This is a genomic window from Caballeronia zhejiangensis (genome assembly GCF_000698575.1).
Lineage (GTDB): Bacteria > Pseudomonadota > Gammaproteobacteria > Burkholderiales > Burkholderiaceae > Caballeronia > Caballeronia zhejiangensis.
In genome coordinates this window covers 16,137-42,952 of record NZ_JFHD01000018.1, presented here as the reverse complement: position 1 = coordinate 42,952, position 26,816 = coordinate 16,137, and the positions used below count along the sequence as shown (strand labels likewise).

The 26,816-nt window shown below is 57.3% G+C and carries 22 protein-coding genes and 3 pseudogenes; 14 read left to right on the top strand and 11 right to left on the bottom strand.

Annotated elements, in window-relative coordinates; genetic code table 11:
- Window positions 1-318 precede the first annotated feature (318 nt).
- The 6 genes from BG60_RS36370 to BG60_RS21580 all read left to right on the top strand — a co-directional run bounded on the left by BG60_RS36370 (window position 319) and on the right by BG60_RS21580 (window position 5,323).
- Window positions 319-798: a hypothetical protein gene (locus BG60_RS36370; protein ID WP_051996570.1), complete on the top strand. Its 480-nt coding sequence runs from the start codon at window positions 319-321 to the stop codon at window positions 796-798.
- Window positions 795-2,228 (top strand): TolC family protein, encoded by a 1,434-nt coding sequence (locus BG60_RS21600; RefSeq protein WP_029672343.1) that lies wholly within the window; start codon window positions 795-797, stop codon window positions 2,226-2,228. The genes BG60_RS36370 and BG60_RS21600 overlap by 4 nt, the downstream gene beginning before the upstream one ends.
- Window positions 2,229-3,524: a copper oxidase gene (locus BG60_RS21595; protein WP_029672344.1), complete on the top strand. Its 1,296-nt coding sequence runs from the start codon at window positions 2,229-2,231 to the stop codon at window positions 3,522-3,524.
- A gap of 56 nt (window positions 3,525-3,580) precedes the next feature.
- Window positions 3,581-3,928, top strand: coding sequence for a copper-binding protein (locus BG60_RS21590; protein WP_029672345.1), 348 nt, complete (start codon window positions 3,581-3,583; stop codon window positions 3,926-3,928).
- 76 nt (window positions 3,929-4,004) lie between these two features.
- Window positions 4,005-4,379: a copper resistance CopC family protein gene (locus tag BG60_RS21585; protein ID WP_029672320.1), complete on the top strand. Its 375-nt coding sequence runs from the start codon at window positions 4,005-4,007 to the stop codon at window positions 4,377-4,379.
- The gene (locus BG60_RS21580; protein WP_033536747.1) at window positions 4,379-5,323 is read left to right on the top strand and encodes a copper resistance D family protein; all 945 of its coding nucleotides are present in this window, start codon (window positions 4,379-4,381) and stop codon (window positions 5,321-5,323) included. The genes BG60_RS21585 and BG60_RS21580 overlap by 1 nt, the downstream gene beginning before the upstream one ends.
- Window positions 5,324-5,596: 273 nt before the next feature.
- Here the strand turns inward: BG60_RS21580 and BG60_RS39645 are convergent.
- A pseudogene (locus BG60_RS39645) lies at window positions 5,597-6,277 on the bottom strand (IS3 family transposase); the annotation flags it as partial.
- Window positions 6,278-7,063: 786 nt separating this feature from the next.
- Here BG60_RS39645 and BG60_RS21570 point away from each other — a divergent pair.
- The 4 genes from BG60_RS21570 (at window position 7,064) to BG60_RS37045 (ending at window position 12,463) form a co-directional block, all read left to right on the top strand.
- Window positions 7,064-8,953 (top strand): copper resistance system multicopper oxidase, encoded by a 1,890-nt coding sequence (locus tag BG60_RS21570; protein ID WP_051996596.1) that lies wholly within the window; start codon window positions 7,064-7,066, stop codon window positions 8,951-8,953.
- Window positions 8,950-10,071 (top strand): copper resistance protein B, encoded by a 1,122-nt coding sequence (locus tag BG60_RS21565; protein ID WP_029672317.1) that lies wholly within the window; start codon window positions 8,950-8,952, stop codon window positions 10,069-10,071. The genes BG60_RS21570 and BG60_RS21565 overlap by 4 nt, the downstream gene beginning before the upstream one ends.
- Before the next feature lie 453 nt (window positions 10,072-10,524).
- Window positions 10,525-11,784, top strand: a complete 1,260-nt coding sequence (locus tag BG60_RS21560) for a hypothetical protein (RefSeq protein ID WP_029672316.1) — start codon at window positions 10,525-10,527, stop codon at window positions 11,782-11,784.
- Window positions 11,785-12,058: 274 nt separating this feature from the next.
- Window positions 12,059-12,463: a four-helix bundle copper-binding protein gene (locus BG60_RS37045; protein WP_375294347.1), complete on the top strand. Its 405-nt coding sequence runs from the start codon at window positions 12,059-12,061 to the stop codon at window positions 12,461-12,463.
- A 98-nt stretch (window positions 12,464-12,561) separates the two neighbouring features.
- Here the strand turns inward: BG60_RS37045 and BG60_RS21555 are convergent, their stop codons facing one another.
- The gene (locus BG60_RS21555) at window positions 12,562-13,149 is read right to left on the bottom strand and encodes a DUF305 domain-containing protein (protein ID WP_233392119.1); all 588 of its coding nucleotides are present in this window, start codon (window positions 13,147-13,149) and stop codon (window positions 12,562-12,564) included.
- Window positions 13,150-14,453: 1,304 nt separating this feature from the next.
- On the opposite strand from BG60_RS21555, the gene BG60_RS37040 reads away from it, so the two are divergent.
- Both BG60_RS37040 and BG60_RS21550 read left to right on the top strand, forming a co-directional pair.
- Window positions 14,454-14,780 carry a DUF4148 domain-containing protein gene (locus BG60_RS37040; RefSeq protein WP_049815721.1) on the top strand — a complete coding sequence of 109 codons (327 nt, stop codon included), beginning with the start codon at window positions 14,454-14,456 and terminating at the stop codon, window positions 14,778-14,780.
- 490 nt (window positions 14,781-15,270) lie between these two features.
- Window positions 15,271-15,954, top strand: a complete 684-nt coding sequence (locus BG60_RS21550; RefSeq protein ID WP_029672314.1) for a heavy metal response regulator transcription factor — start codon at window positions 15,271-15,273, stop codon at window positions 15,952-15,954.
- Window positions 15,955-16,240: 286 nt separating this feature from the next.
- On the opposite strand, the gene BG60_RS21545 is transcribed toward BG60_RS21550, so the two are convergent.
- The 9 genes and pseudogenes from BG60_RS21545 to BG60_RS21505 form a co-directional block, all read right to left on the bottom strand.
- Window positions 16,241-16,588 carry a response regulator transcription factor gene (locus BG60_RS21545; protein WP_029672313.1) on the bottom strand — a complete coding sequence of 116 codons (348 nt, stop codon included), beginning with the start codon at window positions 16,586-16,588 and terminating at the stop codon, window positions 16,241-16,243.
- Window positions 16,589-16,683: 95 nt separating this feature from the next.
- Window positions 16,684-17,502, bottom strand: coding sequence for an IS21-like element helper ATPase IstB (istB, locus tag BG60_RS21540; RefSeq protein WP_034472851.1), 819 nt, complete (start codon window positions 17,500-17,502; stop codon window positions 16,684-16,686).
- Window positions 17,499-18,281: pseudogene (locus BG60_RS21535) on the bottom strand (Mu transposase domain-containing protein); the annotation flags it as partial. The pseudogene BG60_RS21535 and the gene istB, both read right to left, overlap by 4 nt.
- A gap of 104 nt (window positions 18,282-18,385) precedes the next feature.
- Window positions 18,386-19,381, bottom strand: coding sequence for a tyrosine-type recombinase/integrase (locus BG60_RS21530; RefSeq protein WP_034472848.1), 996 nt, complete (start codon window positions 19,379-19,381; stop codon window positions 18,386-18,388).
- On the bottom strand, window positions 19,374-20,315 hold the full coding sequence (locus tag BG60_RS21525) for a tyrosine-type recombinase/integrase (protein ID WP_034472846.1): 942 nt from the start codon (window positions 20,313-20,315) through the stop codon (window positions 19,374-19,376). Before BG60_RS21525 ends, BG60_RS21530 begins: the two co-directional genes overlap by 8 nt.
- On the bottom strand, window positions 20,312-21,553 hold the full coding sequence (locus BG60_RS21520; protein WP_034472844.1) for a tyrosine-type recombinase/integrase: 1,242 nt from the start codon (window positions 21,551-21,553) through the stop codon (window positions 20,312-20,314). Before BG60_RS21520 ends, BG60_RS21525 begins: the two co-directional genes overlap by 4 nt.
- A 98-nt stretch (window positions 21,554-21,651) precedes the next feature.
- Window positions 21,652-22,410: pseudogene (istA, locus tag BG60_RS21515) on the bottom strand (IS21 family transposase); the annotation flags it as partial.
- 473 nt (window positions 22,411-22,883) lie between these two features.
- The gene (locus BG60_RS21510) at window positions 22,884-23,519 is read right to left on the bottom strand and encodes a c-type cytochrome (RefSeq protein ID WP_233409885.1); all 636 of its coding nucleotides are present in this window, start codon (window positions 23,517-23,519) and stop codon (window positions 22,884-22,886) included.
- A gap of 229 nt (window positions 23,520-23,748) precedes the next feature.
- Complete coding sequence (locus BG60_RS21505) at window positions 23,749-24,075, bottom strand: DUF4148 domain-containing protein (protein ID WP_033536748.1); 327 nt, start codon at window positions 24,073-24,075, stop codon at window positions 23,749-23,751.
- A 989-nt stretch (window positions 24,076-25,064) separates the two neighbouring features.
- Between BG60_RS21505 and BG60_RS39640 the strand changes: the two genes are divergently transcribed.
- Window positions 25,065-25,427 (top strand): hypothetical protein, encoded by a 363-nt coding sequence (locus BG60_RS39640; RefSeq protein ID WP_029672310.1) that lies wholly within the window; start codon window positions 25,065-25,067, stop codon window positions 25,425-25,427.
- Between the two features lie 92 nt (window positions 25,428-25,519).
- Entirely contained in the window at window positions 25,520-26,815 is a 1,296-nt protein-coding gene (locus tag BG60_RS21495; RefSeq protein WP_029672309.1) for a TolC family protein, read from the top strand.
- Window position 26,816 lies beyond the last annotated feature (1 nt).

Sequence of the window (26,816 nt, the reverse complement as noted above, 5' to 3'; positions counted from 1 at the left end):
TGCAGCGTCGGACTCCGTCGCCGCCGTCGGCTCCGCCCAGCATCATCACGACGCCCATGACGGCTCACACCATCACGGCAGTGGGCCCTGCAGCATCTGCGCGTCGTGCTGCTTCGGTAATGCTCTGCCACCGGTAGCGGTCGTAGCGACACCCATCGAGCTATCTCATCAGGTGGCACCTACGCCACCGCACGTTCGCTCGGCCCGTTTTTTGACGGGCGGTATCGAACGTCCTCCTCGAACTCTTCTCGTTTAAGTCGAGTCGTCCCGCCCATGGCGTGACGCACCTTCGTTCTGTCTGCAACTCCTTGTGGACAGTTGACTTACGTCGAGAAATTTTTTATGCGAAACATTCTAGCGGCGCTGCTCACTGCGGCGGCGGCGATGCCGTCCTTCGCGAGCGAAACGCCGTCGCTTCCCGACCCTACGGACGCCGCGGCGCCGGTGCCGTCTGTGATGGTTCCGGCGATAGCCGGTTCATATCAATCGTTCCAGGACAAGCCGGTCGGGCCTTGGAGCGAGCTCAACAATGCCGTGGCTCCAACTCCGAAAAAAACCGGTCCGGCTGGAATGTCCGGGGTCGGAGAAATGGACCATTCCACGATGCCGTCGTCGACGGCCGTCACCAAAGCTAGCAAGGGCGCGGTACGTGGGGACGAAAAATCGCAGAAGGGCCGCAACGGCATGGCCGGAATGAGCCCTTCAGAGATGCCCGCGAAGTCCGCGACTGATGGCAACACGGGCTCGACTCGTGACAACAAGAAAGAGCATTCGAACCACGAGGGTATGCACGAATGAACCAGCGTTTTCTTTCCGCTGGCCGCCTAGTGACGACCGTAAGCATCGTCGCGGTGCTGGCCGGGTGTACGACTTTTTCTAAGGACGGCGGTTTTAACAGTGTCGCTAATGTCGCATCTGAACGACTGGGAAAAGACGCTGTCATCGTGAAAACTGACGATGACCGCAATGCGGTTTTCACGCGGACCAAGGAGTTGTTGGCCAAACCGCTGACCATGGACGATGCAGTGCAGGTTGCGCTCCTGAACAACCGCGGATTGCAGGTTTCCTATGGGGAGCTTGGTATCTCCGAGGCTGACCTCGTGCAGGCAGGACGATTGCCAAACCCGGGTTTCACGTTCAGTCGGACGCATTCCAGCAACGACCTGACCATCGGCCGTACGTTCTCGATGGGCATCTTGAGCATTTTTACGCTCCCGCTCGCGACTCGAATCGAAAGCCGCCGCTTCGAACAGACGAAATTGCTTACGGCCGATGCCATGCTCAAGGTCGCCGCTGACGCACGCCGCGCTTACACCACCGCAGTGGCCGCCCAGCAGTCGGTTGCCTACGCCGAGCAAGTCAAGGATTCGGCCGAGGCAGCTGCAGAACTCGCTCAGCGGATGCAACAAGCAGGCAACTTCAGCAAGTTGGACTACGCGCGAGAGCAGGCGTTTTACGCCGACTCCGTGGCTCAACTTGCGAAGACCCGCCAGGAAAGCGTTTCGGCCCGCGAGAAGCTTACTCGCGTCATGGGCCTTTGGGGTTCGGGTACTCAATACCAGCTTCCTGACCGGCTGCCGGACCTTCCGAATTCTCGCCCGGAATTGAATGACTTGGAAAGCTTTGCAATGCAGAACCGTCTCGACATTCAGGCGGCGAAGTTGCAGACACAGAGCGTGGCCACTTCCTTAGGCTTGACCAAGGCAACACGCTTCATTAACGCACTCGACGTTGGAATTCTCAATAACTACGAGACCGACAAGGGTCACGAGCACGGCTACGAAATCAGCGTCGAGATTCCCATCTTCGACTGGGGCGGGTCGAAGGTAGCACGCGCGCAAGCAATCTATATGCAATCGGCAAACCGCTTGGCGGAAACCGCTGTGAACGCCAGGTCGGAGGTTCGCGAATCTTACTCGGCCTACGTGACCGAATACGACGTAGCTAAGCACTACCGCGACGAAGTCGTTCCGCTGCGCAAGTCGATTTCAGACGAGCTGATGCTTCGCTACAACGGCATGCTTGCAAGCGTTTTTGAGTTGCTGGCGGATTCTCGTGAGCAGGTCGGCGCCGTCAACAGCTATATCGAGGCGCTGAAGGACTACTGGATTGCGGAGACCGATTTGCAGCAAGCAGTCGGTGGCCGCCTTCCTACTCTAGCCGTCGCCCAATCTCACCCCGCGCCTCTGGCACAGCCGGCATCGTCACCAAATTCTGAAGGTAAATAAATGGTCTCACGTCGAAATTTCATCGGCGGTTCAGGCGCTGCGTTGTTGGGCGCAGCACTTGTTAGCAAGGCCGGCGCTGCATCTCTGCCGGAGGCGCCGACAACGTCGAGCGTTAACATGCAGCCACCGTTGGTCCCGTCGAGCGGCCGCGCCTACACACCGGTGGTGACTCTCAATGGCTGGTCGTTGCCATGGCGCATGAAGAACGGCTGGAAGGAGTTTCACCTGACAGCCGAGCCAGTCGTGCGCGAAATGGCCCCCGGTATGAAAGCGAACCTTTGGGGCTATAACGGCCAGTCGCCGGGTCCAACCATCGAAGCGGTCGAGGGCGACAAAGTTCGAATCTTTGTGACCAACAAGCTTCCCGAGCATACCACCGTGCATTGGCACGGAATGCTGCTGCCGTCCGGGATGGACGGCGTTGGAGGGCTGACGCAACCGCATATCCCGCCGGGAAAGACCTTCGTCTACGAGTTTCAACTCGAGAAACATGGGACGTTCATGTATCACCCGCACGCCGACGAGATGGTGCAAATGGCAATGGGATTGATGGGTACGTTCATCGTCCATCCCAAGGACCCGAACGTCATGCGCGTTGACCGAGATTTCGTTTTTCTGATGTCGGCGTATGACATTGACCCTGGGAGTTTTACTCCGCGGGTCAACGAGATGACCGATTTCAACATGTGGACCTGGAATTCCCGAGTCTTTCCGGGCATCGACACATTGCCGGTGCGTAAGGGGGACCGTGTTCGCATTCGGTTCGGTAACCTCACGATGACCAATCACCCAATTCACCTGCACGGCTATGACTTTGAAGTGACGGGGACGGATGGCGGTTGGATTCCGCCGAGCGCGCGCTGGCCGGAGGTGACTGCAGACGTGGCCGTAGGCCAGATGCGAGCTATTGAATTTGCGGCGAATCGGCCGGGGGACTGGGCGTTTCACTGCCACAAATCGCACCACACGATGAATGCCATGGGCCACCAGGTGCCAAATCTGATTGGCGTGCAACAAAAGGATTTGGCGAAGCGTATCAATAAGCTCGTTCCGGACTACATGGCAATGGGGAGTGCGGGCGGCGCCATGGGGGAAATGGAGATGCCGTTGCCTGAAAATACGCTCCCCATGATGACGGGAACGGGACCATTCGGGCCGCTTGAGATGGGCGGTATGTTCACGGTTGTGAAGGTGCGCGAAGGCTTGGGCCGTAACGATTATCGCGACCCGGGTTGGTACAAGCATCCTAAGGGCACTGTCGCATACGAATACACCGGCGACATGTCTGATAGCTAAATCGCAGGTCCGCGGCGAGAAGCGGATATTTTCTAAACAGTATCTGGAGAAAGAGCATGAAAAAGACATTTGTTTCGATTGCATTCGGCGTTGCATTGGCCACTTCTGGCGCCGCATTCGCGGCGGGCGATATGGAGAACATGGACATGTCGAGCGGCGCCAAGCAAGGGGGGGCAGCTAACTCATCGATGTCGCACGGCGAAATTAAGAAAGTGGATACGGCGTCCGGCAAGTTGACCATCAAGCACGGCCCGCTTGAGAACCTCGGCATGGACGGGATGACGATGGCTTTCAAGGTCAAGGACCCGGCGATGTTGTCGCAAGTCAAAGTGGGCGACAAGGTTGATTTCGTTGCAGAGGAAATTAACGGTGCGTTGACTGTTACGAAACTGCAGAAACAGTAAAAGCATCTAGGACAGACAACTCGGTGCGCAGCGCTGTTTCGACGGCCCGCACCAACCACTATCAAGGAAATCAAAAATGAAGGCTTCGAAAAACAAGCTCATCGCGCCGGTCGTTGCGACTCTGGCCATCGCATTGACCCCAGCTATTGCCTTCGCACACGGCAAGCTCGAGAGCGCAGAACCTCCTGTGAATGGCACGGTTTCAACTGCACCGGGCGTACTGCGCCTAACCTTCAATGAAGACCTCGAACCGACTTTCAGCACCATCAAAGTCGCTGATGCGAGCGGTGCATCGGTAGGTGATGAAAAGGCCAAGGTGGACCCGGCAAACAAGCGCGTTTTGACTCTCGCCGTTCCGAAGTTGGCGGCAGGTACGTATTCCGTGCAATGGGCTGTCATGACCGGTGACAGTCACAAAGCGAAAGGCACGTATAAATTCTCGGTGAACTGATGAACTACGGCTCCTTGGACATCGAGCGCCTTTTGTTGATGGCGTTGCAAAACCTCGGTCTTGCGGCCATGGTCGGCGCTCTTCTCAGCGCGTGGTGGCTGAGGGGACCGAAATCCGATTGGCAAGTGCGCGCCTCGGCGAAGCTCGCACTTGTCTTCAGGATGTCAGCCATCGTAGCGTTGCTGTCAAGTACGGCAGGATTTTGGGTTCATTGCGCGTTGATGAGCGAGACTACTCTCCTCGACGCTTGGCCCGCAGTCCGCTCGATGCTGGTGAAGACGCAGTTCGGCCATATTTGGGCAATTGGGGCTAGTCTGCTGCTCTGCGCTGTTGTGTTGTCGTTCAAACCTACGAGTGGCGCCGGTATTCCGTGTCACCCTCTAATGTGGCTCTTGATAGGGGGAGTCGCTCTGGCAAAAAGTAACGCGGGTCACCCGGTAGATGCAGGTATTTTGAGTCTCCCCGTATGGGTGGATTGGGTTCACCTTCTCGCGATTAGTTCGTGGGTGGGTATGGTCCTCATGGCAGCGTACATCGTGTCGCCGGGAATGTTGCGCGCGAGGTCGACGGAACTCTCCGGGGGCGCGAGATATGTTCAGGCGATGTCGGATGCGGCTACCGTCGCCCTCATCGCCCTGTTCCTGACGGGCGCGTTCAACGGCTGGCGTGGTGTCAGCGCACCTGAGAATATTCTCGGTTCGTCTTACGGTGTGGTCCTCGTCTTTAAGCTTGCGCTCGTCTTGGTCGCCGCCGCGCTGGGCGGCCATAACCGGTTCTTCGAGATGCCCGCGCTTCTTGCGTCGCTGAAAGGGTCTTCGTCTGCCATTCAGACGCGTCAACTGAAACGCTTCGCGACCGTATTGCATATAGAGTCATGGGTCCTTATAGGCGTGATTGCAATTGCGACGGTGCTCGTATCGAGCCCGCTTCCGGGCACCGAGTGACAGAGCGAAATCTCGGCAGGCTCCTGCACATCGGTGCTCACAAGCCCCTCGCAACTTAAATTGGAAAGCGGTCGGCGCGAACCGAAGATAGCAACGCGGCGGTTCGCGGCGAGTCTACCGTCATCGAGATTAGTTGAGGCTCTCAGCAGACTCGTCTTTCGGGCCCGGAGTTCTACTTCGGGCCTTCTTAACCGCGTGGCGAGCCGTGTTTCTGCGATGGGAGACGCATCCGTCGATGTCCTCTCCGCACTGAAAGACCTTCTCGTGAATTTGTAGTCGGCGGGCATTGTAGAAGCCGAGCCAGTCGGCGATTTCATCCATCGCAGCACTCTGCGTTGCGAAGTGACGAGCGCGCAGTCGTGCGACCCCTCAGCGAGCCTTACAGGCTTTCGGTCGACGCACTATCACAACAATCGCCGCGACGGCTCCGTGACAAACGGATGCCAGTACGCCTTAAGCGTGTCCTGGAAGAGTCCGCTGCAATATTGGCTGCCACGGTGATACGCACCATCATTCCGGCTCCCAGGCGACGCCGGAACGCAATGCGATGCGCAGCGCATCTGTGGCCAGTCCGGCATTCATATGCGGCTGCATCGACCGGCCCACCACCTGCCATCTAAGCATGTCGATGACGACGGCCAGATACAAGCCAACCTTCGACCTCCGCGTCATACGTGATGTCGCTCGTTAGAGCTGCTTCGGCGCTACCGCCGTGAAGTTGCGCTCCATAAGTTCGGCGTGACCGGCAGGTTGTGGTTCGAGTTGGTCTTCGCAACGTACTTGCGCTTGTGCCGTGCGTGGATACCGTGCCGCGCCATCAGCTTGCGAAGCCGGTCCTAATCCACGCGTACGCAGCGCAATCAACTCCTTCCAAATGCGCGGCCGTCAGTATTCGCCCTTAACCTCGGCATGAATCGGCTTGATGTACGTCAGCAGCACGTCGTCGCTCACCCGGCAGGACGAAGCCGGAGTGGTATTCCTTCTCACATCCGAATTGCCATAGCGGTGCTTATGAAAAAATGACGCAACGTTTTACGATTCGCGTTCTGGAGGGTCAAACGGACCACGGTCAAAAGCTGCAAGCCGGGACAGCTTACAAGCGAAGACCCAATCAAACGTGACCCGCCGAGGGCACGGCCGCACAAATCCTCGAAATGCAGTACGGCAAGGATTCGGGAACGGCGGGCATGAGTTCGACTGAGCACGGCAAGGCGACAGCCACGCGGCACGGCCCAGGTGCGCAGGTGACTGCGAGCAGTTTGGGGCATTAAGCGTCGATGCGTCGCCCCGTCAGGTTCACGACCGCGACCGGCGGCGCTCGAACCCGGGGACTTTGGTATTCGAAAAAATACATCTTTCTCGACTTTCTTGCTCGAACTAACCAGTGGTTGGAGCGCGAACTGCGTAGACGCAGGATGGTGGCATGCTCGCAAGTGACGCATTGATTGCGCGCACATTACGACTGGGTCATTTGTTAGTCATCTTCAATCGTATTGCGTTTTTCCGCTTTCCTTCCGCTGTCTTGTGCAGTTAATCTCATCGACAAGTCGACTCGGTCGCTCGCATACAGAGGGCTGGTCAATGTTCAAAAGCGTTTTCGTATGGAATGTCGTCGGCTCCGGCTTTTCGCCAAGGGCGTCGATACTGCCTCGTGTGCAGTGCGCAAGAAGCCTCGGCGTTCGTATGACCATGCGGCGCGCGGTGGGACAAATCCTAGTTCTAGTTGTGAGAGGGCTTGACGTGACTAAGCTAAAGCAACAAGCGGATATTGATGTTGAAATCAACGGAAGGCGGCGTTTTGTACGCGGGCTCGCAGCCGGTAGTCTCGTCGCTGGCATTGGCGGATGGCCGATTGCATCACATGCCGCAACTGTAAGCACGGGTCCGACGGTACTTAGCGGCACGCAGTTTGATTTAACGATTGACTCGACACCGGTCAACTATACCGGGCGCACCCGACCTACAACCTCCGTCAATGGGTCGATTCCTGCTCCGATTCTCAAGTGGAAACAGGGTTCGGAAGTTGCGATGCGAGTCACGAATCGGCTTGCGGTTCCTACCTCCATTCATTGGCACGGCATCCTTGTCCCCTTTGGAATGGACGGCGTCCCTGGCATCAGCTTTCCTGGAATCGAGCCCGGCGAAACGTTCACCTATAGATTCCTTGTTCGGCAAGCGGGAACGTACTGGTATCACAGTCATAGCCGTTTCCAAGAGCAGACCGGCCTATATGGGCCACTGGTCATTGAGCCCGCCAATGGCGAGAGCGTCCCTACGGACCGTGACTACGTTGTCATGCTTAGCGACTGGACCGACGAGAATCCAGAGCGAGTCATGCAGAACCTGAAGGTCTCCAGTGACTACTACAACTACCAGATGCCGACGGCGCCGCAGTTTTTTAGCGATATCAAGCGAATCGGGCTCAAGGGGGCATTGAAGAAGCGGCAGATGTGGAACGAAATGCGAATGAACCCCACCGATTTCAATGATGTGTCGGGGGCCACCTACACATACCTCGTCAATGGTGTGGCTCCTGCCGGGAACTGGACCGCTATCGCGCGACCTCGTGAAAAGGTGAGACTTCGTTTCATCAACGGGTCTTCAACGACGCTTTTCGATGTTCGTATCCCGGGCCTGAAGATGACAGTCATATCGACAGACGGACAGGAAGTTGAACCGGTTGAGGTTGACGAATTCCGCATTTCGGTCGCCGAGACCTACGACGTTGTGGTTGAGATGCCTGACGACAAGGCGTACACGATTTTTTGTCAGTCGATGGACAGAAGTGGATATGCCCGCGCAACTCTCGCTTCATACCCCGGTATGCAAGCTCAAATTCCCCCAATGGACCAGAAGACCTGGCTGACGATGGACGACATGGGTATGGGCGGGATGGACGGAATGAAGGGAATGTCGGATATGGGCGACATGAAGGGCATGCACGACATGAAGGGCATGAGCGACATGAAGGACATGGGTGACATGGGCGACATGAAGAGCATGGGCGACATGAAGGACACGGGTGACATGAAGGGCATGGCCGACATGAAAGACATGGGCGACATGAAGGACATGGGCGACATGAAAGGCATAAACGGCGGAGGGACCACGGGGATGAGTGAGATGGCTCTTAAGACCGGCCCTGAAGTCGACATGCGACCGATGACTGTTTCGAGTTCTCTAAGCGACCCAGGACCACGGCTGCGGGGCAACGGCCGAAAGGTGCTGACCTATTCCGACCTGCGGACCATTGGCGGCCCGCTCGACAACCGCCCGCCTACGAGGGAAATGACGCTACGGCTTACGGGGAACATGGACCGTTTTATTTGGGGCTTTGATGGCAAGAAGTTCTCGGAAGCTGAACCTATCGTCTTCAACTATGGGGAGCGGCTCAGGGTTACGCTCATAAACGACACGATGATGAACCATCCGATTCATCTTCATGGGATGTTTATGGAATTGGAGGACGAGCATGGGCAATTCCTCGTGCGGAAACACACCATCAACGTCCAGCCCACCAAGCGAGTGAGCTATTTGGTAACAGCGGACGCTCCCGGGCAATGGGCGTTTCATTGCCATCTTCTGTATCACATGGAGGCGGGAATGTTCCGCAAGGTGGTGGTCGCATGAGCGCGAGCCACTTTTTCAGGCGCGCGAGCCAAAGGAAGCCGGTCAAGCCCTTTCCAACCGCGGTCGCGCTATTGATAGCCTCCTCGTCGGCCGTGGCTGCAGGAGATATGTCGCAGATGGACGGTATGCCGGGCATGAAAGGCATGGGCAACGTGGACATGTCGGACGAAGGGACTAACTCATCTCAGTCCCGCTCCGGCTCCGCCTTACAGACGGGCGGAGCACCCAGGGCAAAAGGAACGTCAGGGATGGACCGCGGGGACCAGACGAAATCGCCGGGCGACCAGCCACATCCCAAATCGGCTGCATCGACCGACAGCAATGGGTCGAAGTCTAGCGGCGACGCCGGTATCCGGGTGGATAATTCGAAGAGTCCGAAGGCAGGCCCGCTCAATGGACCCAATCACATCATTGGGGTAGACGAACCTCGCATTCCGATGGCGAACCCGAATGAAGGCATACCGATGCAAGGCATGGATATGTCCGACAGCGGTATCTACCATCAAATTCTCATCAACCAGTTGGAGTACGTTAAGGCAGTTGGAGGACAAGGATGGTCGTGGGACGGTGAGGCATGGATTGGCGGCGACATCAACAGGCTTTGGTTGAAGAGTTCTGGGGAGCGTCTTTACGGAAAAACAGACGATGCGCGCGTCGAAGCTCTCGTATCACATGCATACTCGACCTATTGGAACGCGCAACTTGGTGTCCGGCACGACTTCGGTAATGGACCGACTCGCGATTGGGCAGCCATCGGCGTTGAAGGACTAGCTCCTTATTTCTTCAATATACAGGCGACCGGCTATATCGGAACTTCCGGCCGCACCGCTCTTCAGTTGAAAACATCCTACGACATCTTGCTGTCTCAGAAGCTCTTTCTGACCCCCGAAGCCGAGATGAATGCATACGGCAAGTCCGACCCGGAGCGAGAAATTGGCAGTGGTATATCTGATATCAAACTGGGGTTGCGTCTTCGCTACGAGATTAGGCGAGAAATAGCTCCCTACATTGGCTTTGTGTGGGGACGCCGCTTCGGCCGTACGGCTGATTTTTCCCGCCGCGATGGAGAGCCGGTAACCGATACGGAACTGGTAGTTGGCTTGCGCCTTTGGTATTAACGCACCTCCGCTGTCCCCGTCGTTTGAACATGAAGCGTCGCGCCCGGCACTCCAACGTCGCCTTCGCCCTAGTAGTCCACAACTCGAACTAGGCAGATGATGTCAGCATTACATTTTGGTCATTCAACCGTCATTTTTGCGGTCCTCCTTCGACGAGGCATATCACGTAGGTAAAGCGCAACCTCGGTGAAGAAACCGTTGTCGGGTGGAACCGACGGCGGCTCGGTCATTCAGCCTTCCACGTCAGGCCGCGTTGCGCGCCCTAATGTGCCGTGCGACCGGTGGAACGTCCTGACGCGTTACTCGTTACAACACATGCGGCGAGCCGGGATTCTCCCGATGACCCACAAGGCAGGGCTAATGCGAGCCGGCACGCTCGGATGTACGTTTTCATATGGCTTTTGAGCAACGGGGCAGTGGTAGACTCGCGGCAAACGAGAGAGTCGCGAGCAAATGGACGAAATAGCAGCGTTGATTCAGCATTGGAAGCAAGACCCGACAGGAACGTTTCAGAGTTGGTTCTTATGGCCCGAACGCTTAAAGAATTTCCGCTCGATTCGCCAAGGGCTTCGACAAGTTGTGAAGGAGATAAAGGCAGGCACTTTCGGGAACGCGTACCGCGGGTCGTCACTCGAGACTGTCGTTCACTCAATCGCCGAGCAACGGCAAATATTTAAAGGGGCGGACCATGCGTTCATCTGGAAGCCGAAGCTCCGAATCCCGGACATCTACGAGAACTCCGGCAATCAGCGGGCGTTCGCGCGGCTCCTGGAAACTTGCGACTGCTGCAGCGAAGCAGAAGAAGTGCTTTGCGCCATACGAGCGCTCGATTCCCATGCTATCAAGGGGCTGGGACCGGCTGTCGCGAACTTGTTGTATTTCATCCATCCGACGCTGGTCAGTCCCTTCAATACAGCCATCGTCAAAGGCTTCAACGCAGTCTCGCGCTCGAACGTTAAGCTCGGCCGCTGGGACCATTATTTGACGATGCGGGAGAGCATTCTTGCGTTCAATGCGGCGCATCGCGGGCTCTTATCCAACGACCTTGGTGCAGCCGCTGGATTCCTGTTTGACGTTGGAAGCGAACGGTATCCGCTTCCGCCGATGGCTGACGACATGGCCTCACACGACGCGTGGCGCAAAGACCTTGAGGCAGTCCGCGCCCAATCCGCGAGTCAAGCCAAACAATTGGCGGCAAGCAGACAGGAGGATGCGACACATACGCAGATTCAAGGTTGGCTGCGCGACCTCGGACATTCGCTTGGATATAAGGTTTGGATTGCGACCAACGATAGGTCCCGCCCGTATGAAGAAGGAAAGCTCTCCGACGGATGCCTTGAGCAGTTACCGGTTGCGCTTTCAATCGTGGGCGGAGACACGGTACCTTTGATTGACGTCATCTGGCTGCATGAAGACGGCTCGGTTGTCGCCGCTTTCGAAGTAGAGCATTCGACGTCAATCTACTCCGGCATCGTTCGATTGCTCGACCTTGCGCTTGGGTCCGCAGATACTATTCAACGACATCTGTATCTCGTTGCTCCCGACAGCCGAGAGAGCGACGTTCGTAGTCAACTCGCGAGGCCGGCATTCTCGCGCGTGGCTGCGCTGAGCATGAAATACATCCCCTATAGTGCGCTAAAAGCAAATCGGGAAACCATCGCGCGTTTCGGCACCGGGATGAAGCCCATCGAGGCCATTGCCTCCAAGCTGTAGTCACTTGTCTCCCGTTGCTTGCTGGTCGCTTTAATCTAGACGCTAAGAATGTCCGGTTCACTCCGTAGCAGCGGCACGCATTTGTTCAAATGTTTCTGCGAAATGCTTCCTGTTGGGCCTGTGGTGTTCGTTGCGGTTCTGATAGATGAGCGGACACCGCATCATGCTCGTTGGAACGCTTGATTTAGCGAGCGATAGCCGTCGGTGGCCGACGTAGGAACAGACCTCGTCGCCGACCGATAGACCTACCGCATGTCATGACAGGACTGCATTGATGCTTGCATCACCGGGCACGATGCGTGCGCGTCCTTCTTCGCTGGCTCATCCAGCCCCTACTATTCAAGGAGGAAATATGGCTCACCAACAGTATCAGTCGTGCATTGACGCTTGCGATTCCTGCGCCACTGCTTGCGACAATTGCGCAACTGCATGCCTGTCTGAAAGCAACGTCTCCCAAATGGCCGATTGCATCAGACAGGACATGGACTGCGCTGGTGTCTGTCGTCTTGCGTCTGCGGTCATGGCTCGCGGCAGCCAACATGTCAAAGACATTTGTTCGCTATGCGCGTCCCTATGTGAAGCATGCGCTACCGAGTGCGAGAAACACCAACACGAGCATTGCAGGCAATGCGCAGAGGCTTGCCGCACGTGCGCGAAGGAATGTCGCGCGATGGCGTAGGACGCTATCTCGCCAAGCGGGCCCAGAGCGGCTCGCTCGGTCCGCCGTGCGAAAAAGGTGTAAGCACTTGGCGATGCAGTTTCTATATTCGGTAAGCGCTATCGACCACCGCTGTGCTGTCCGCGCAGATTTCCTCCTTCGGGTTGCAGTGGGCTAGCGTCCGAGAAGGGTTGATAATCTGCAATCCCGAAGTTCTTCTCGAGCAGCTCTCGCATCTCGTCGACGGCGCTAGTCTGAGCGTGCCACATTTGATTGCATAGGCGCGCGAGTGCCTCATGGCGTCGGTCTACACCGCTCATGCATCCATTAAGGGACTTAAACAACTGATAGTGGTGGTGACTGAATACCTCCAGGTAAGCGCGGTCGAAAGACTTGCCTGGCTGCGCATGCTCAAGTATTCCGATGGCCGCCTGTTGTTCCGGACGCAGCTGGGGTTGGTAGTTGATTCCATACCAGTCGTGAAGAAGCGACTGCAACTGAAAAATCTGCTCGCGCTGTGTGCGATTTTCCATACGAGCATTAGATTTGATTTCGTCCGAGCTGGCCTTAGCTTGTGTCGGAGGAAACCCCGGAGACGGTGACGTTCCCTCGGTTGGAGACAGATTGCCGCTCGTTCGAACGTCAGTGCCTGCGGCAAGCTCGGTCATCCTGAGCGCAGAAAAATGATGGTCCACGATGGTCTCCATCAGTCCCACCTCGAAATTCGCCGTTAGTCCTCGCCCAGGGCCGTCAGCATAGGTGGACGAGCTGGCAAAAGCAGCTACTGCTGCGACGATTGCGATTGCCGTTCGACGGCCTTGACGTGCACAGATGGTAAAAGCCGGAACGTCACGCCGTACTGTTTCCTTCCTCATACTAAATTGCATAATCCCCTCCGTGGAATTTTCCGAGTATGCGCATCGCCGAGTGACAGAGGGAGCGCTAGCATCCGTTAAGCCCGATTGGCAAAAATGACAAAGATTTCACGCGACAGTCATCAACCAGAAAGGAAGAGCTTCTCGCCTTTGCGCCACGAAACGGTGCCCAACTTCGTTTCTCATAATCTACGCAGCTCAACCCTAGTTAAACCAGTTAAACCCGGCCACGGCGAGGCGAATATGAGAGACGCCCTGGAACCGACGTCCGTGACACGTACGAATGGCCGCGTCGAGAAATGCCTCGGACCTCGCTTCACCGGCATGGCGTCGTGATGAATGTACAAGGCAAACGACACGGTCGACCGGGACGAGGCCGCAGAGATGCTCGCGGATGCGGTGCGATTTGCCAGTACGTCTATCACAGTCGATGCGGACAAGAACTACGAAGCGGCGGGGTTCGTGGCCATGTGCCGCTGTGACGCCGCATGTGGCGCAAAGCTCCGCATGCGCGGGCGGGTCCCAGGTCCGCGATTAACGCGCCAACGACGTAATGGTGGTTGCGCAATCAGTCAACTCAGACGCGAACGCATAGAGTATCGAGGTCTGTGGCGAGTCGACCCAGTTGCTGGGTAGGGCAAGACCGTCGGCAGGATTCGGCAGGCGATGTCCAGTTGCTTTTGCTGACTCAATCGGCCACAACTTGTTTCACGCGCGAACGCTTGCTGCTCAAGCAACATGAAAGGGTAAGCAAGACGGAAAGCGGCATCAGCGTCACCCGAATCAAGGAAGCTCGCCGTCGGAACACCACCGCGCTAGCTCTTGCGTATAAGCGAGCACGCGTTCGCGAAGGATAGTTCAACGACCTGCTAAGTCATTCAGCATCGCACCGACGCGATGTTACTTATTTGACCGCCATCACGGCTGCGCCGCGCACGGCAACCACTCATACCGTGAAAGAGCAGAACCTCTCAATTGGAAAAGCGCAATGCAGTGACACACTCAGCCCTTCGCGTCCTGCACGTTGGGTGACTGAATAGTCATCTGAGCGTCACGGTGTTTTCAGGTGCACGTCTTCAGAATAAGCCCCGTAGCGCGTCGAATCACCGACGCAGCTGTTAACAACGAGGTTAAACATGAAATTGCATCGTCTTGCTGTCGCCCTATGCTTGAGTGTCGCCACAACAGCTGCCTTGGCAGATTCTATGCACAATTACCCTCCGAAGGAAACCGCAAGAGCGGAAAGTGTTGAAACTACTCAATCCGCTCACGTCTGGCAAGCGCCGGTCGCTCAGGCCGCACCCACAGGGAAGACCCGACAGCAAGTCTTGCAAGAATTGAAACAAGCGGAACGAGACGGACTCATCCAGCACGGTGACAACGACTATCCGCCTAGCGAATCGCGCGTTCAATTGAACAAAGAAAAGTACGCTGCGCGGCAACGCGCGGCGCAAGCGCAGTAAGGGTCGGCCGGCTCGCGCTGCCTTGTTTCGCCAACAAGGTGCAGTGTTTGACAGCCAAGGTGTGAGCCGGACACTTAGGTTACGCTGGTGCTGAAAGAGCGAGGTCCAGCTTGAAAGCAGATATTGGTAGTGGCCGCGTAGTAATGGTAGCGATAATAGCGGGCGTCGTTCTTGCCGCCTGTGGCACGATATCGAATCAGAAAGGCTCTGCTGCTAGCACTAACACACGCGCTGCACCGAGTCCACAGTTGAAGCCCGAGTATCCCTGCCAAAACCTGCACGTAAAGCCAACGAACTGTCCTCCGCGGTAAGCGAACCGCGCGCATCAAGTTCGGCCGGTAAGGTTCTTGGAGAGGGGGAGGCTCACGGAGTTCATCCCTCGCCTCCTCGGTTCTCAATTTGTCTTCCCCGGAATAATCTCGAAGCGGAGTGCAACGCGGTGGGCGCTTCCGCTCGGAACCATTGGTCGAAAGGAATAAATCATAGCGGTATGCGCATCCTACTTATCGAAGACGAGCAGAAGATGAGTTCCTATCTTCGTAAAGGACTCACGGAGGCGAGTTTCACTGTCGACATTGCCGACAATGGTAGGCATGGCTTGTTTCTGGCCCTGCACGAGGACTTCGACCTGATTGTCCTTGATGTGATGCTGCCTCAGATAGATGGTTTCGAGGTGCTGAAACGGTTAAGGGAGCAAAAGGACACGCCTGTGCTCCTTCTGTCCGCGAGAGACACCACTGAGAGCAAAGTTAAAGGTTTCGAGCTGGGCGCTGATGACTATTTGGCGAAACCCTTTGCGTACATAGAGCTGCTGGCTCGAATCCGTACTCTTCTTCGACGAGTGCCTCGTTCGGCCCGTGACTACGTGTTCATTGCTGATTTAGAGATTGAACTCATAAAGAGACGCGTGAGGCGCGGTGGCGTACGGATTGAACTTACCGCCCAGGAGTTCGCTCTTCTTCAATTGCTGGCAGAGCGGCAGGGCGAAGTCTTGACTAGAACGTTCATCACATCGCAGTTATGGGACATAAACTTCGACAGCGATACAAATGTGGTCGACGTCGCGGTCCGAAGGCTCAGAGCTAAGATTGACTCCTCCTTTGACAAGAAGTTGCTCCACACTGTCCGCGGAATGGGTTACGTGCTGGAGGACAAGTCTCCGGCGAGTGAATAGTTGAAAGACCATCTTGTCCGAGGTCTTAAGGGTAGCACCCTCGCCGCAAGAAGTACGCGACGTCGGTCCCGGCGCGGAAAAGGGAGCTGGGCCTCCCGCGCACGGAGATGTTCCATGATGCGAGTGATACCTGCGGAAGGTGCCGGCTTGACGAACCTCTGGTCGGATTGGAGGAGCCCCTAGAAGGCGCGCACACCTCGATTTCGGTGACGACGTCAAGGGGACCATGCAGGCCGCCGAGGGCACTCGCGTTCTCTGCTCGTCCTGGCATGAATACCGCCCACGGCTACGGTGCAGTAAGCAGGTGTTCAATCTGGTGCATCGAAATGGGTTTGATTAACCAGTCGTCGAATCCGCTCAGTTCGCCGCTCGTGCGAATTTCAGCGCGGCCTGTAATGGCAACAATGCGGGCATGCCTTGACAGGCCGCAACGAATCTGAGAGCACACGTCTCGTCCATCGACATCCGGTAGTGAGATGTCCAGAAACACCAGGTCGAAGATTTGCTGAGACGCCATCCAGCTTGCCGTGGCTCCATCATATGCGACCGACACAGAATGGCCCAATTCGAGTGCGATATTTGCCAACATATCGGCTGTGTCTATGTGGTCGTCGACGAACAAGACCTTCCCCATGACAGCTCTCCAATAGTGCAGGTTAGACAGCGTCAAGCGGCACGGCCGGTCAGCGACAACTATTCTGGCCGGTCGACGGGTGTAATTGTCGCTGGCTAGTTCATAGTTGTCGCTTCTCCATCGTAATTGTCGTCGGGTAATTGTCGCCGGCGCGCGCTCTGTTTGGCGCTGGCCTTTCGACGGCGATAGCTTTCAACATTCAGTTCGAAGATCGTCGAGTGATGGACGAGCCGATCAATGGCTGCGACCGTCATGCCAGGGTCGGGGAACACGTCATTCCATCCCGAGAATGGCTGGTTGGCCGTTATGAGCAGACTTTTACGCTCATACCTCTCGGCGATCAGTTCGAACAGCACACTGGTTTCGGCCTGGTCCTTACGCGCGTACGACAGGTCGTCCAGGATGATGAGATCAAACCGATCAAGCTTCGTGAGGGCGGATGGAAGCTGCAGGCTCTGACGCGCAGCCTGGAGTTTCTGGACGAGCTCGCTCGTGCGTGTGAACAGCACTCGATAGCCGGCTTCGATTAAAGCGTGTCCGATGGCTGAACCTAAATGACTTTTACCGCCACCGGGGGGCCCGAACAGGAGAATCGTGGCACCTTTCTCCAGCCACGAATCTCCGGTCGCCAGTGCCGTGACATGCGCTTTCGAGACCATTGGCACCATGCCGAAGTCGAAGGTGGCCAGCGTCTTGGTTGGATCAAGATGTGACTCGGTACGATGCCGCTCGATGCGTCGTTTGGCACGTTCGGCCAGTTCGTGCTCAAGCAGCGCCCCAAGCAATCGCGTAGCCGGCCAGCCTTCCTTATCAGAGCGCTCAACGAACTCGGGCCATAACCTGCCGATGGTCGGCAGACGTAGCTCGTTCAACATCAAGGCCAGACGGCCGTTGTCATGGGCAGGGGCGTTCATGCTGCCACCTTGTCGAGAAGCTCGTCATAGACTGCGACGGGCGGCATTTCGACTACGACCTCGGGACATTGGGCCTGACGCGGCGCGAATTCATCGCGCAACTGCTTCAGATCGGGCAGTTCGCCTGCTTCGAGCAAGGCCTCGAGCCGCTCGGCCAGCAACGCCTCAACGCCGTGATGTCCTGCGAGTTCGAGCAGCCCTACGATCGTCTTGCATGCCTGGCGTTGCGTCAGTTGCGTCTCCAGCTTCTCCCAGGTCCGTCGGTAGGCTTCACGGGGAAACAGCGCGTCGCGAAACGCGAACCCCCTGAACGCCTGCGGCTTGCGCTTGAGAGAATCGATGAAGTGACGATAGTCCAGCGCGTGGCGGTTGTCGGCGGCACGGGATCCTCGCGGCGTACTGTGCACCAGCGCGCCCGACAGATAGCAGTCGAGCCGGTCACCATAGATCCGCACCTTTAGCCTATGGCCGATCAGGCGTGACGGTGCGCTGTATAGGATGCCGCGCACGGTGAATGTGCTGCAGCGGGTCACGAGTGCTTCTTCCTCGACGAAGTCAGTAGTGCGACGTGCGGGTAAATCCTGCAACTGTGCGCGCTCAATGCGAAACGCCGCAGCGTTGCGCCGGTTCCGGCGCATCACCACCTCACGGATGAATTCATCGTAGGCGGCCCGGTCAGCGAAGTCGCGATGACCGCGAAGCATCAAGGCCTGGTCGACCGCTTCCTTCAGATACCGATGCGATGACTCCACGCTGCCGTTCTCGTGGTTATGGCCTCGAAGCCATAACCACGAGTATGGTGCGGTAAAAAATATGTGCTGCTCGATAACGAACTAGGCCAAGGCAGTACTTTTGTAGAAAGCGAACAGCACATATTATTCGGTTACAAGGTGCGGAGGAAGGTCATCAGGTCGGGCTGATCCCGCCATTGCTTTTGTCCTTCGGCACCGCCTTCCACTTCGCATGTCGCCAGCGCCCGCGCCTTTGTTTCCAGATTGATCTCGGCGTAGATATTGGTCGTCTCCAACGAAACGTGCCCAAGCCAGCCGCGTATCGTATTGATGTCGACACCGGCCTGGAGTAGTAGCGAGGCGGTCGTGTGCCGAATCACATGTGGGTGCACATTCTTGCCGGCAAGCGACGGCGCGTTGGCTGCAGCACGGATAGCGCAGCGCTTGACCAATGCATGAATGCCGGATCGCGTCATCGTCTGGTGGAATCGATTGAGGAACACCGGCGCGTCTGCGGCCCTCCCCTCGGACTCTGAGCGCAACGCATCGAGTGTGGATTTCCAGAGCGGGCAGCGGCGATGTCTGTTCCCCTTGCCGACGATGCTGACCGAGCGCGTGTGCCAGTCAACGTCGCCAATCTTGAGCTGCGCAGCTTCGCTTGCACGCGCTCCTGAGTTAAACATGAAGAGCAGTAACGCATGTTCGCGCTGCCCCTGCGCCGTATTGACGTCAGAGGCAGCGAGCAGGGCGTCCATTTCCTGCCTGCTAAGGTAGCTGATCTCCGGCCGACTGGTTCTCTTGACAGGAATCAGATGAATCTGTGCCCACCAGTCGACGTATTCAGGCGCATGTTCGCCGATGAAACGAGCCAGCGCATGGATGCCGCCAAGCCGCTGATTTCGTGTGCTGACCGTACAGTGGCGTTGTTCTTCCATGTGCGTCAGGAACAGACGGACCATTTGCGCGGAGAGATCATCAACGGTCAGGCGATCGATCCGCTTGTCGACCTTGGCGGCTAAATACGGAAGCAACAGCATGAGCATGTCGCGGTAACTTCTTTGCGTATTGACGGCAAGGTTACGTTCGCCCACCAGATACTCAATCAGGAAACGTCGGATCCACGGACCCAGCAGGGATGAGTTATTCATGTTGCACCTCAAGGACGTATGTTTCAAAGCGCGTGCTCGCTGCATTCAGCAACTCGGGCGTCAGGGTAAGGTAGCGTTGGGTGCCCGCGAGATCGATGTGGCCGAGATAGGTCGCGAGCTGCGGCAACAACAGTTGCAAATCCGCGCCGCAGCGATACCAGGCGATTAGCCGGTGCACTGCGCCTGAGTGTCGCAAATCATGCAGCCTCGGCTGGCAGGACGCACCGCCTTCGCGTTGGATATTTGCCAGAGTACGCTGTCGCTGAAAGGCCTTGCGCACAGCTTTCTGGCTCAGGGGGCGACCATCGCGTAAGCAGAAGAACGGCGCATCCGGTGCCTGCCCAAATCTCTGGTTGCGTTGCCGGGCATAAGTTTGCATCGCTCTATTCAGATCTACGCCTAGCGGAACCAGCCTGGATCTATAGAATTTGCTCTCGCGCACGTGCAGGACGGCTTCGTCGAGATCGACGTCCTGCATGGTTAGCCGCAAGGCTTCGCCATGGCGGAGGCAACCGCCGTACAGAATCAGAATGAGTGCACGCAAAACATATGCATCCAGCAGACCGCGTGGACTGCATGCCGCCGACGCCACGTCGAGCAGGCGCTTTAATTCCTGCTGCGAGTAAATATAGGGTGCCAGCGGTGGCGGCAATCTCGGACTGTAGCGAGGAAGCGGCGAAGCCTGGACATATCCACGCGAGAGAGCAAAACGAAACAGGCAGTCAAGTACAGACCTTCTCTTCCGCCAATGGTTAGTCAGCGGCCTGTTGCCGGTCAGAAAGTCCTGTACCTGTCCGACCGTGACCGATTCCACATCAATGTTGCCATCAACCCGGTGGCAGAATGAGGCAAGCGTGGCCGCCTCGGAATTGAAGCGCATGCCCAACGCCCGTTTGTGGCTCACGTATTGGGCGACGAGTTCGGAGAGCTTCATAGCAGACTCCCCAGATCGATTTCGGCTACACACCGCAGTCCGGTCAGGTCGACCTTCGCATAGATTCTCGTCGACGAAGCGCTGCGATGGCCGAGGTGATCACCGATCTCCTTCAGCGCAAAACCAGCGTCGAGTAAATGCCGGGCGTTGGCGTGCCTCAGGGAATGTGCGCCACGCCGCGGAATATCGATGCCCAGCGTCGTGAGACGCGAGCGGACAATGCCGCTTACGCGTCCGGGTGACAGCGGTCGGATCGGCGCCTCGACCGACAGGAAGAGCTCTCGATGGGCGCTTCGTGGACGCGCTTCCTTCAGGTAGCGCAGAATGGCGTTTCCAACGGTTGCCACCAGCGGGTATTGCTGTGTGCAGCGTTGCTTCGGACGATTGACATGAAGGATCTCGCCGCACCAGTCGATGTCCTCCAGACGGAGCCGTACCACCTCGCCGCGCCTCAGTCCGTAAACAACCAGCAGCATGATCATCGCACGGTTGCGTAGATCGATCGTGCTCTCGCCGACAAAGCTGGCGACAAACCTTTGCACGTCATCCCAGTTCAGCCCGAGCGGCAACCCCTCCTCTCTATACACCACAGGTGCCTCAATGCCCGACGCAACGTTGGTAGCCCACCCTTGTCCTTCTGCGTACCGGAAGAAATTGCGCAGCGTGCTCGCAAGCGCGTGCAATGAGACTCTGCTCCAGCCGCGGTTGCCTTGATAGGCGAGGTAGGTGTCGACATCGTGGATAGTGAGAGCATCGATTGCCTTGTCAGGGCGACAGACCATTGCCAGAAAATGGCCGATCTCATCACGACAGGTTGAAATCGTGGCAGAGGAAAGTCCTCGCTGGTCGCGCATGAAATCGACGTAGTGCTCGACATAGCGAACAAATGGTTCTTCTATAGGATGCCGTTCCTCCAGACGCCCCAGGAAGCGCAGCCAGGCCGTGGCGGTATGGATGAACAGAAGCCGCGAGCTGCGGGACTCGTTCGTGCGCTCACTTCGGAGAAGTCGAATCCGATGGTCAACCGCAAACGCGATTTCCTCGTGCGTTATTAACCGCGGGCGGGACAGATCAATGCTCTGTGAAAAAACCAGCAGGATCCACGCGATCTTCCGAATCGACCTGAGCGGATAACCCTGTTCCTGACAATGTACGAGGAAGCGCTTCCTGGATTCCACGCAGGGCGCGAGATTGTGGGCAGCAAGAACACGCGGACGCGTAAAGAGAGTCTCGAACATGATATTCCCCCATCATTGATCAGTGGAATATCAGTCAGCCTGAAAATTATGTCGTCATGGAAACGTCAATGCGATAGACGATGCGGGGTTGTTGAGAACCACTGTGACATATTTTTTACCGCACCATACTCGTGACCCAGGCCCCGATTGTTGCGCGTGCCCTCCATGCCGTAATGGTCGAGCAGCGCTGAGTAACGTTTCGTGAAGTCCTCCTGCTCTGTCAGATTCTTGAAGGCAGCCGACAGGCTGTCAGAGCGATGTTCGCGCGGGCAGCCGCCGGCCTGCCACAGCGCGTTCTGCAATCCCGCTGCGAGGGCCTCGAAACTCTCGCCTCCCTCAACAACGTTCGCGTATTCCCAGCGCGAGAACGCCAGTACGAAGTGATACAGCCGATGACCGAATGGGGCACCGCCGATCGTCACGCAAAGCTTGCTCATATCGGTGAAGTCTGACAGACCGCGCACACCGGGCTGATGCTCCTGGGGGAAGAACACCTCCTGCGTAGGCCCTTCAAGCGCCCGCCACTGGCGAATACGCCGTTCCAGCGTGCGGCGCATGCTATCGGGATAGCAACCCGGGTGATCGTCTTGCAGCTTGCGCAGGATCGTGATGCCCATCAGGTGGGGCGCGTTGCGCAGCAGCGGTACGACTTCGCTCTCCCATACGTCGACGAAGGGATCAGCTCGGGTCCGCCATGTTTGCCGTGGTTTCTGAGAAGGCAAGGTGGCGTCACGTTCGATGCGGCGCGCCGTACGCACGCTGATACCGGTCTTGGCGGCCGCGACTTCCTGGGAGTACTGTTTGCGCTTGTTCATATAGAGATGAACCTGTTGGTCGGTAATGCGGGTTCCAGACATGAGCTGACCGCTTCTTCTTCAAGCTTCGATCAGTCCATCCTAAAGCCCGTCGACCTGGCGCCGCCGGTGGCTCATCGTCTACGGCGACTGCGCCGCCCTTAGACTCCTCACCACCGGCCAAAACGATCGTCAACGACCGGCCAAAACAATTGTCGCTGCCCAGCAGGTCGACCGAAACGCCGTTGCTGTGGCGTCGATGCGCAACCGCGCGCTGCGCAGTTGGCACTTTGCAACTTGTTCGCGACAACGCTCCTGTGTTGAAAAAAAGGCCCGACATTTCTGCCGGGCCCAAGGTGGACGGAATCGCTTACCGGCAAAAACGCGTATTGGCATACGCGTTCAGCCTTTGCCGTACGAAACCGTCCGCGTGGCCGAAACTCGACCTCTCCGCGAGCCAACCAATCGAGAAACCGGCAGCCTCATGCGGAGCGCCTCAGTCTGTACGAAGGCCCTCGAAGCGTGACTGGAAAACTTCAGTCCGCGCCATGAGTATGATGGCTGGTCTCTGGGCTATGTGAGGAAGTGGCATCATTCTTCGCGTCCTCTGCTGCGCCGTGCATCGACTTCATTCCAGGCATGTTCTTCATACTCTCCATTTCCTCGTCTGGAGGCGCGTTGGCCACCATTTCCTTGTATTCCTGTGGGCTCATACTCGGCAGTTTGTTCACGAAGGCAACCATACTCCAAATCGTCTCATCATCGTGTGTCTTGCCCCAAGCGGGCATTGCGCTCATCTTGAGGCCGTGCTTGATAACCCAGAATGCGCTGCGCGGGTCCAATTGCGACTTCGCCAGCTCCGGCGGCTGAGGGTAGAGTCCAGGAGCCAGCTCCGAATCTTTCACTCCAGGTGCAAGGTGGCATGTCACGCACATTGCCGCGTATTGCCCCGCGCCCTTAAGAATGAGTTCGGGACTATTGAGGTCTGGCAGCGCGATGTCCTTCGAATGAGCCTCGATGGACCTCATCCGCAATGTTTGCAAAATCTTGTAGGTAAGGGACCAATGCGGAGCATCTGCCCCCATGTTGTAGCTTCCAGACAAGACGAACGCGGTCGCACCGACGAGCGCGACGGCCGACAATGACGCTGCAGGAAGAACCCAGTGTCTCATGCTCTCACCGAGAAGAAGGGAATCGGCCAACATCATCCAATCAACGCTTCATGGCGGCTCGAACGCTGTCTTCGCTGAAGAAATCCATGTTTGGCAGTTCGACGAACCTCTCGTTTTTCCGTCGAACTGCCGCCCATCGCCAGCTGAATTCTGCAAACTCTTGTGCCACGTTGGCTAAGGCCATCCGTCGAGCGAAGCAAGTTGGCCTGAAATCCTAGTTGTGTGGAGGTCAGCGATTGCGAATCCGATAGAGTTCTCTATTGCGTTCGATGGTTCTCTCGCTGGGCGGGTAGTCGTTCTTGCTGGTGGGGATGATGCCGTCCCGTTGCGCTTGAATCATTTCGGCGACGACTTCCGCGCGGCTCTTCCCAATTTTGCCTGTAGCAGCCACGCCATCGGAGCTGCCGCCATACGACTGCGTGCTGCTGCTCGACGCCGCTAACGATTCGGCCACTCGGGTCGGCTGTACGCCGTTCAAGCGATAGGCATGTTCGGCAAAAGCTGGCGCTGCGACGGCGATGCTCAGGGTAGCAACCAACAACGGGATTACTTTCATTGCGTCCTCCAAGTGAGTTTGATTGGAGGAAAGTTTAGGTTTTGGACTCTGTCGGGAGCATGGCTTCAACATGAAAATTGCGCAACGTTTGAAGCGTAGAAAATGTGGATGAAGTTGGTTGGCATTCTCCCGGTTGGCTACCTACTCTCGCATCTTAATGCCTCGGAGCGTATTGAAGACGTCTGATGACGAACAGATTGCCAAAATGTAATCCCAGCGCAATGAACCGTGCGCCGTTGGTTTGTATAGTTAGAATATTGGGATGCAAAATCTGGTAAAAATGACTGCGTTAAGTTTTGGCAAATAGGACTGCGTATCAAATCAAGACTCTTCGTGATAAAGCGACGACTTCAAATCAGGCGTGCTCGTGTAGCGTTGCGTCATCGGTTCTGAGCGGTTTCGACGTGCGTCAGAGGGTGCTACCGATGTTTTAAGAGCCGGCGCGCGGGACACTGTGTCTCGCGCGACTTCATGCCGTTTTGACGTCCACGCGGATGGTGGACCTCGACTATGCTTCCCTAAGCGTTCGACGGACGTGCGGGTAGTCGTGTGCACCGCCATCCCTTCAGACCCGGTTGCAACGCCGGGTCTTTTTTTTTCCGAAATTCACGGGCTGGGGCTCGAACGTCTCCGGATATTGCGGCGAACTGCCCCTACAACCGCGGTCCGTCGGAACTAGCAGTGTGCCAACCGCTTTGGTCCCTGGTCCAAGCGCATGCTGACGGTCTACGTGGTCGTTTGAAGGATAGAAGTGGGTTCCGGCCTGCTGCGCCGTAGCTTTGTGCGTAAATTTACCGCCGGCAGGTACCGGACGCTTAGTGATGTTGGCTGCACTATAAAACCTCGCGTGCATCCTAGCGCGGTAATCGGCACCGCGTTGAGCTGCTCCGCCGGACGTGCTGCCGGTGCACGTCGTGGCCGGTAAAAAAGCGGCGCGGACGACAAATTTCCTAGAACGTGTATAAAATAGCTTCGCTACGCTTCTAGACATGAAATTTCTTCGGATACTGCTCCTCCTGTTGCTTTGCGCTGTGCTGCCCATCAGTGGGCTGGCGGCCAGCGGCTTGACCGGAGAATGTCCGATGCAGATGAGCGCGGGCTCTGACGAAGGAAGCGCGATGTCGTCGGAGATGCTCGGGTGCGAGATGACGAAATCTTCTCAACCTGAGAAGGCTAAAGGGTACTTTTGCAAGGCAACGGCGCAATGCCAGCTCGGCAGCCTCTACCACCCGGTTTCGCGCCTCGAGGTAACGCGTCCTGCCGCCTTGTCCAGCCCGCCCCAATTCCACTACGCGCACTCGCTCGTCGACCGTGAACCGGCCGGCCTCTGGCGACCTCCTCGCACTCTCTAATCCCTTGCTGACAGGTTCGCCGCAATAGCGGCGAGGTCGTCCTGCATTCAGGACGTGGATTCCCTATGGGAGTCCGCCGTTGGGGTTAGAACATGCCTTTAATCATTGGCACGCCGTCATACCGGCGTGCATCCCCGCGCGCGCATTCACTTTTTGCCGCGCTGATTCTCACGAGCGTGACTGTGTACGCTCAGGAAACACCCATTACGCTTGATGCAGCACTTCAGGCGGCGACCGACCATTCTGCCGTCATGGGGGCGGCGCAGGCCTCGGTGCGCGCGAGTTCAGAAGCGGCCATCCGGGCAGGTCAGTTGCCCGACCCGGTACTCAAGGCGGGCATCGATAATCTGCCCGTGACAGGGCAGCAGAAATTCACGGTCGGCCAGGATTTCATGACGATGCGTCGCGTCGGCATCGAGCAGGAATGGGTGTCGGGCGAGAAGCGCCGACTCCAATCCGCTCTAGCAAACGACGTTGTTGACCGCGAGCGAGCGGGCTATCTTGCTCAGCTCGCGAACACGCGTCAGCAGACTGCCATCGCGTGGCTGAATGCGGTGTACGCAAAGAAGACTGTCTTGTTGCAGCAGGAACTCGTTGAACACATGAGTCATGAGCTCGCCGCGACGAAGGCTTCATACCGCGGGGCGAAGGCGACCGCCGCTGATGTCACGCAAGCGCAGGTGATGCTCGCGCAGACCCAGGACCAGTTGCTCAAGACCCGCCAAATTTTCCAGACGGCACTCATCGGGTTGTCTCGATGGACGGCGATGCCTGCGTCCGACGTGGCGGGCGAGCCGCCCGCGCCCCTATCCTACGTATCGACGCTACCTCCGGAGGAGCTCAGTGAGGTACAGCCGGCACTCGTCGCTGCGTCGCGCGACATCGCGCTCGCCGATGCCGATACGGCCGTCGCGAACAGTAACCGAAGCCCGAACTGGACGTGGGGCGTTGCGTACCAACAGCGCGGCGGAGCGTACTCGAATATGGTGTCGATTGGCGTCAGCATCCCGTTGCCCATCAATCGCAAAAATCGCCAGGACCGGGATGCGGCGGAAAAAGCGGAGCTTGGCACTAAGGCGCGCCTGATGTACGAGGACGCGCAGCGTCAGGTCGAAGCCGACATCCGCACTCAGTCCGCCACCCTCGCGAGCGGTCGCGAGCGCATTGCCAATCTCTCCAACTCGCTACTTCCGGCTGCTGGCCAGCGCGTACAACTAGCGGCTGCCGCCTATAAGGCAGGCACCGGCTCACTCGCCGACACCTTTGCAGCTCGACGCGCGCAACTAGAGGCTGAACTTCAGGTGCTTGAACTGCGGCGAGACGTGTCACAGACCTGGGCACAGCTTGAATACCAGGTCGTCCCAGCTTCGATGACTGCGGGTCAGTGAA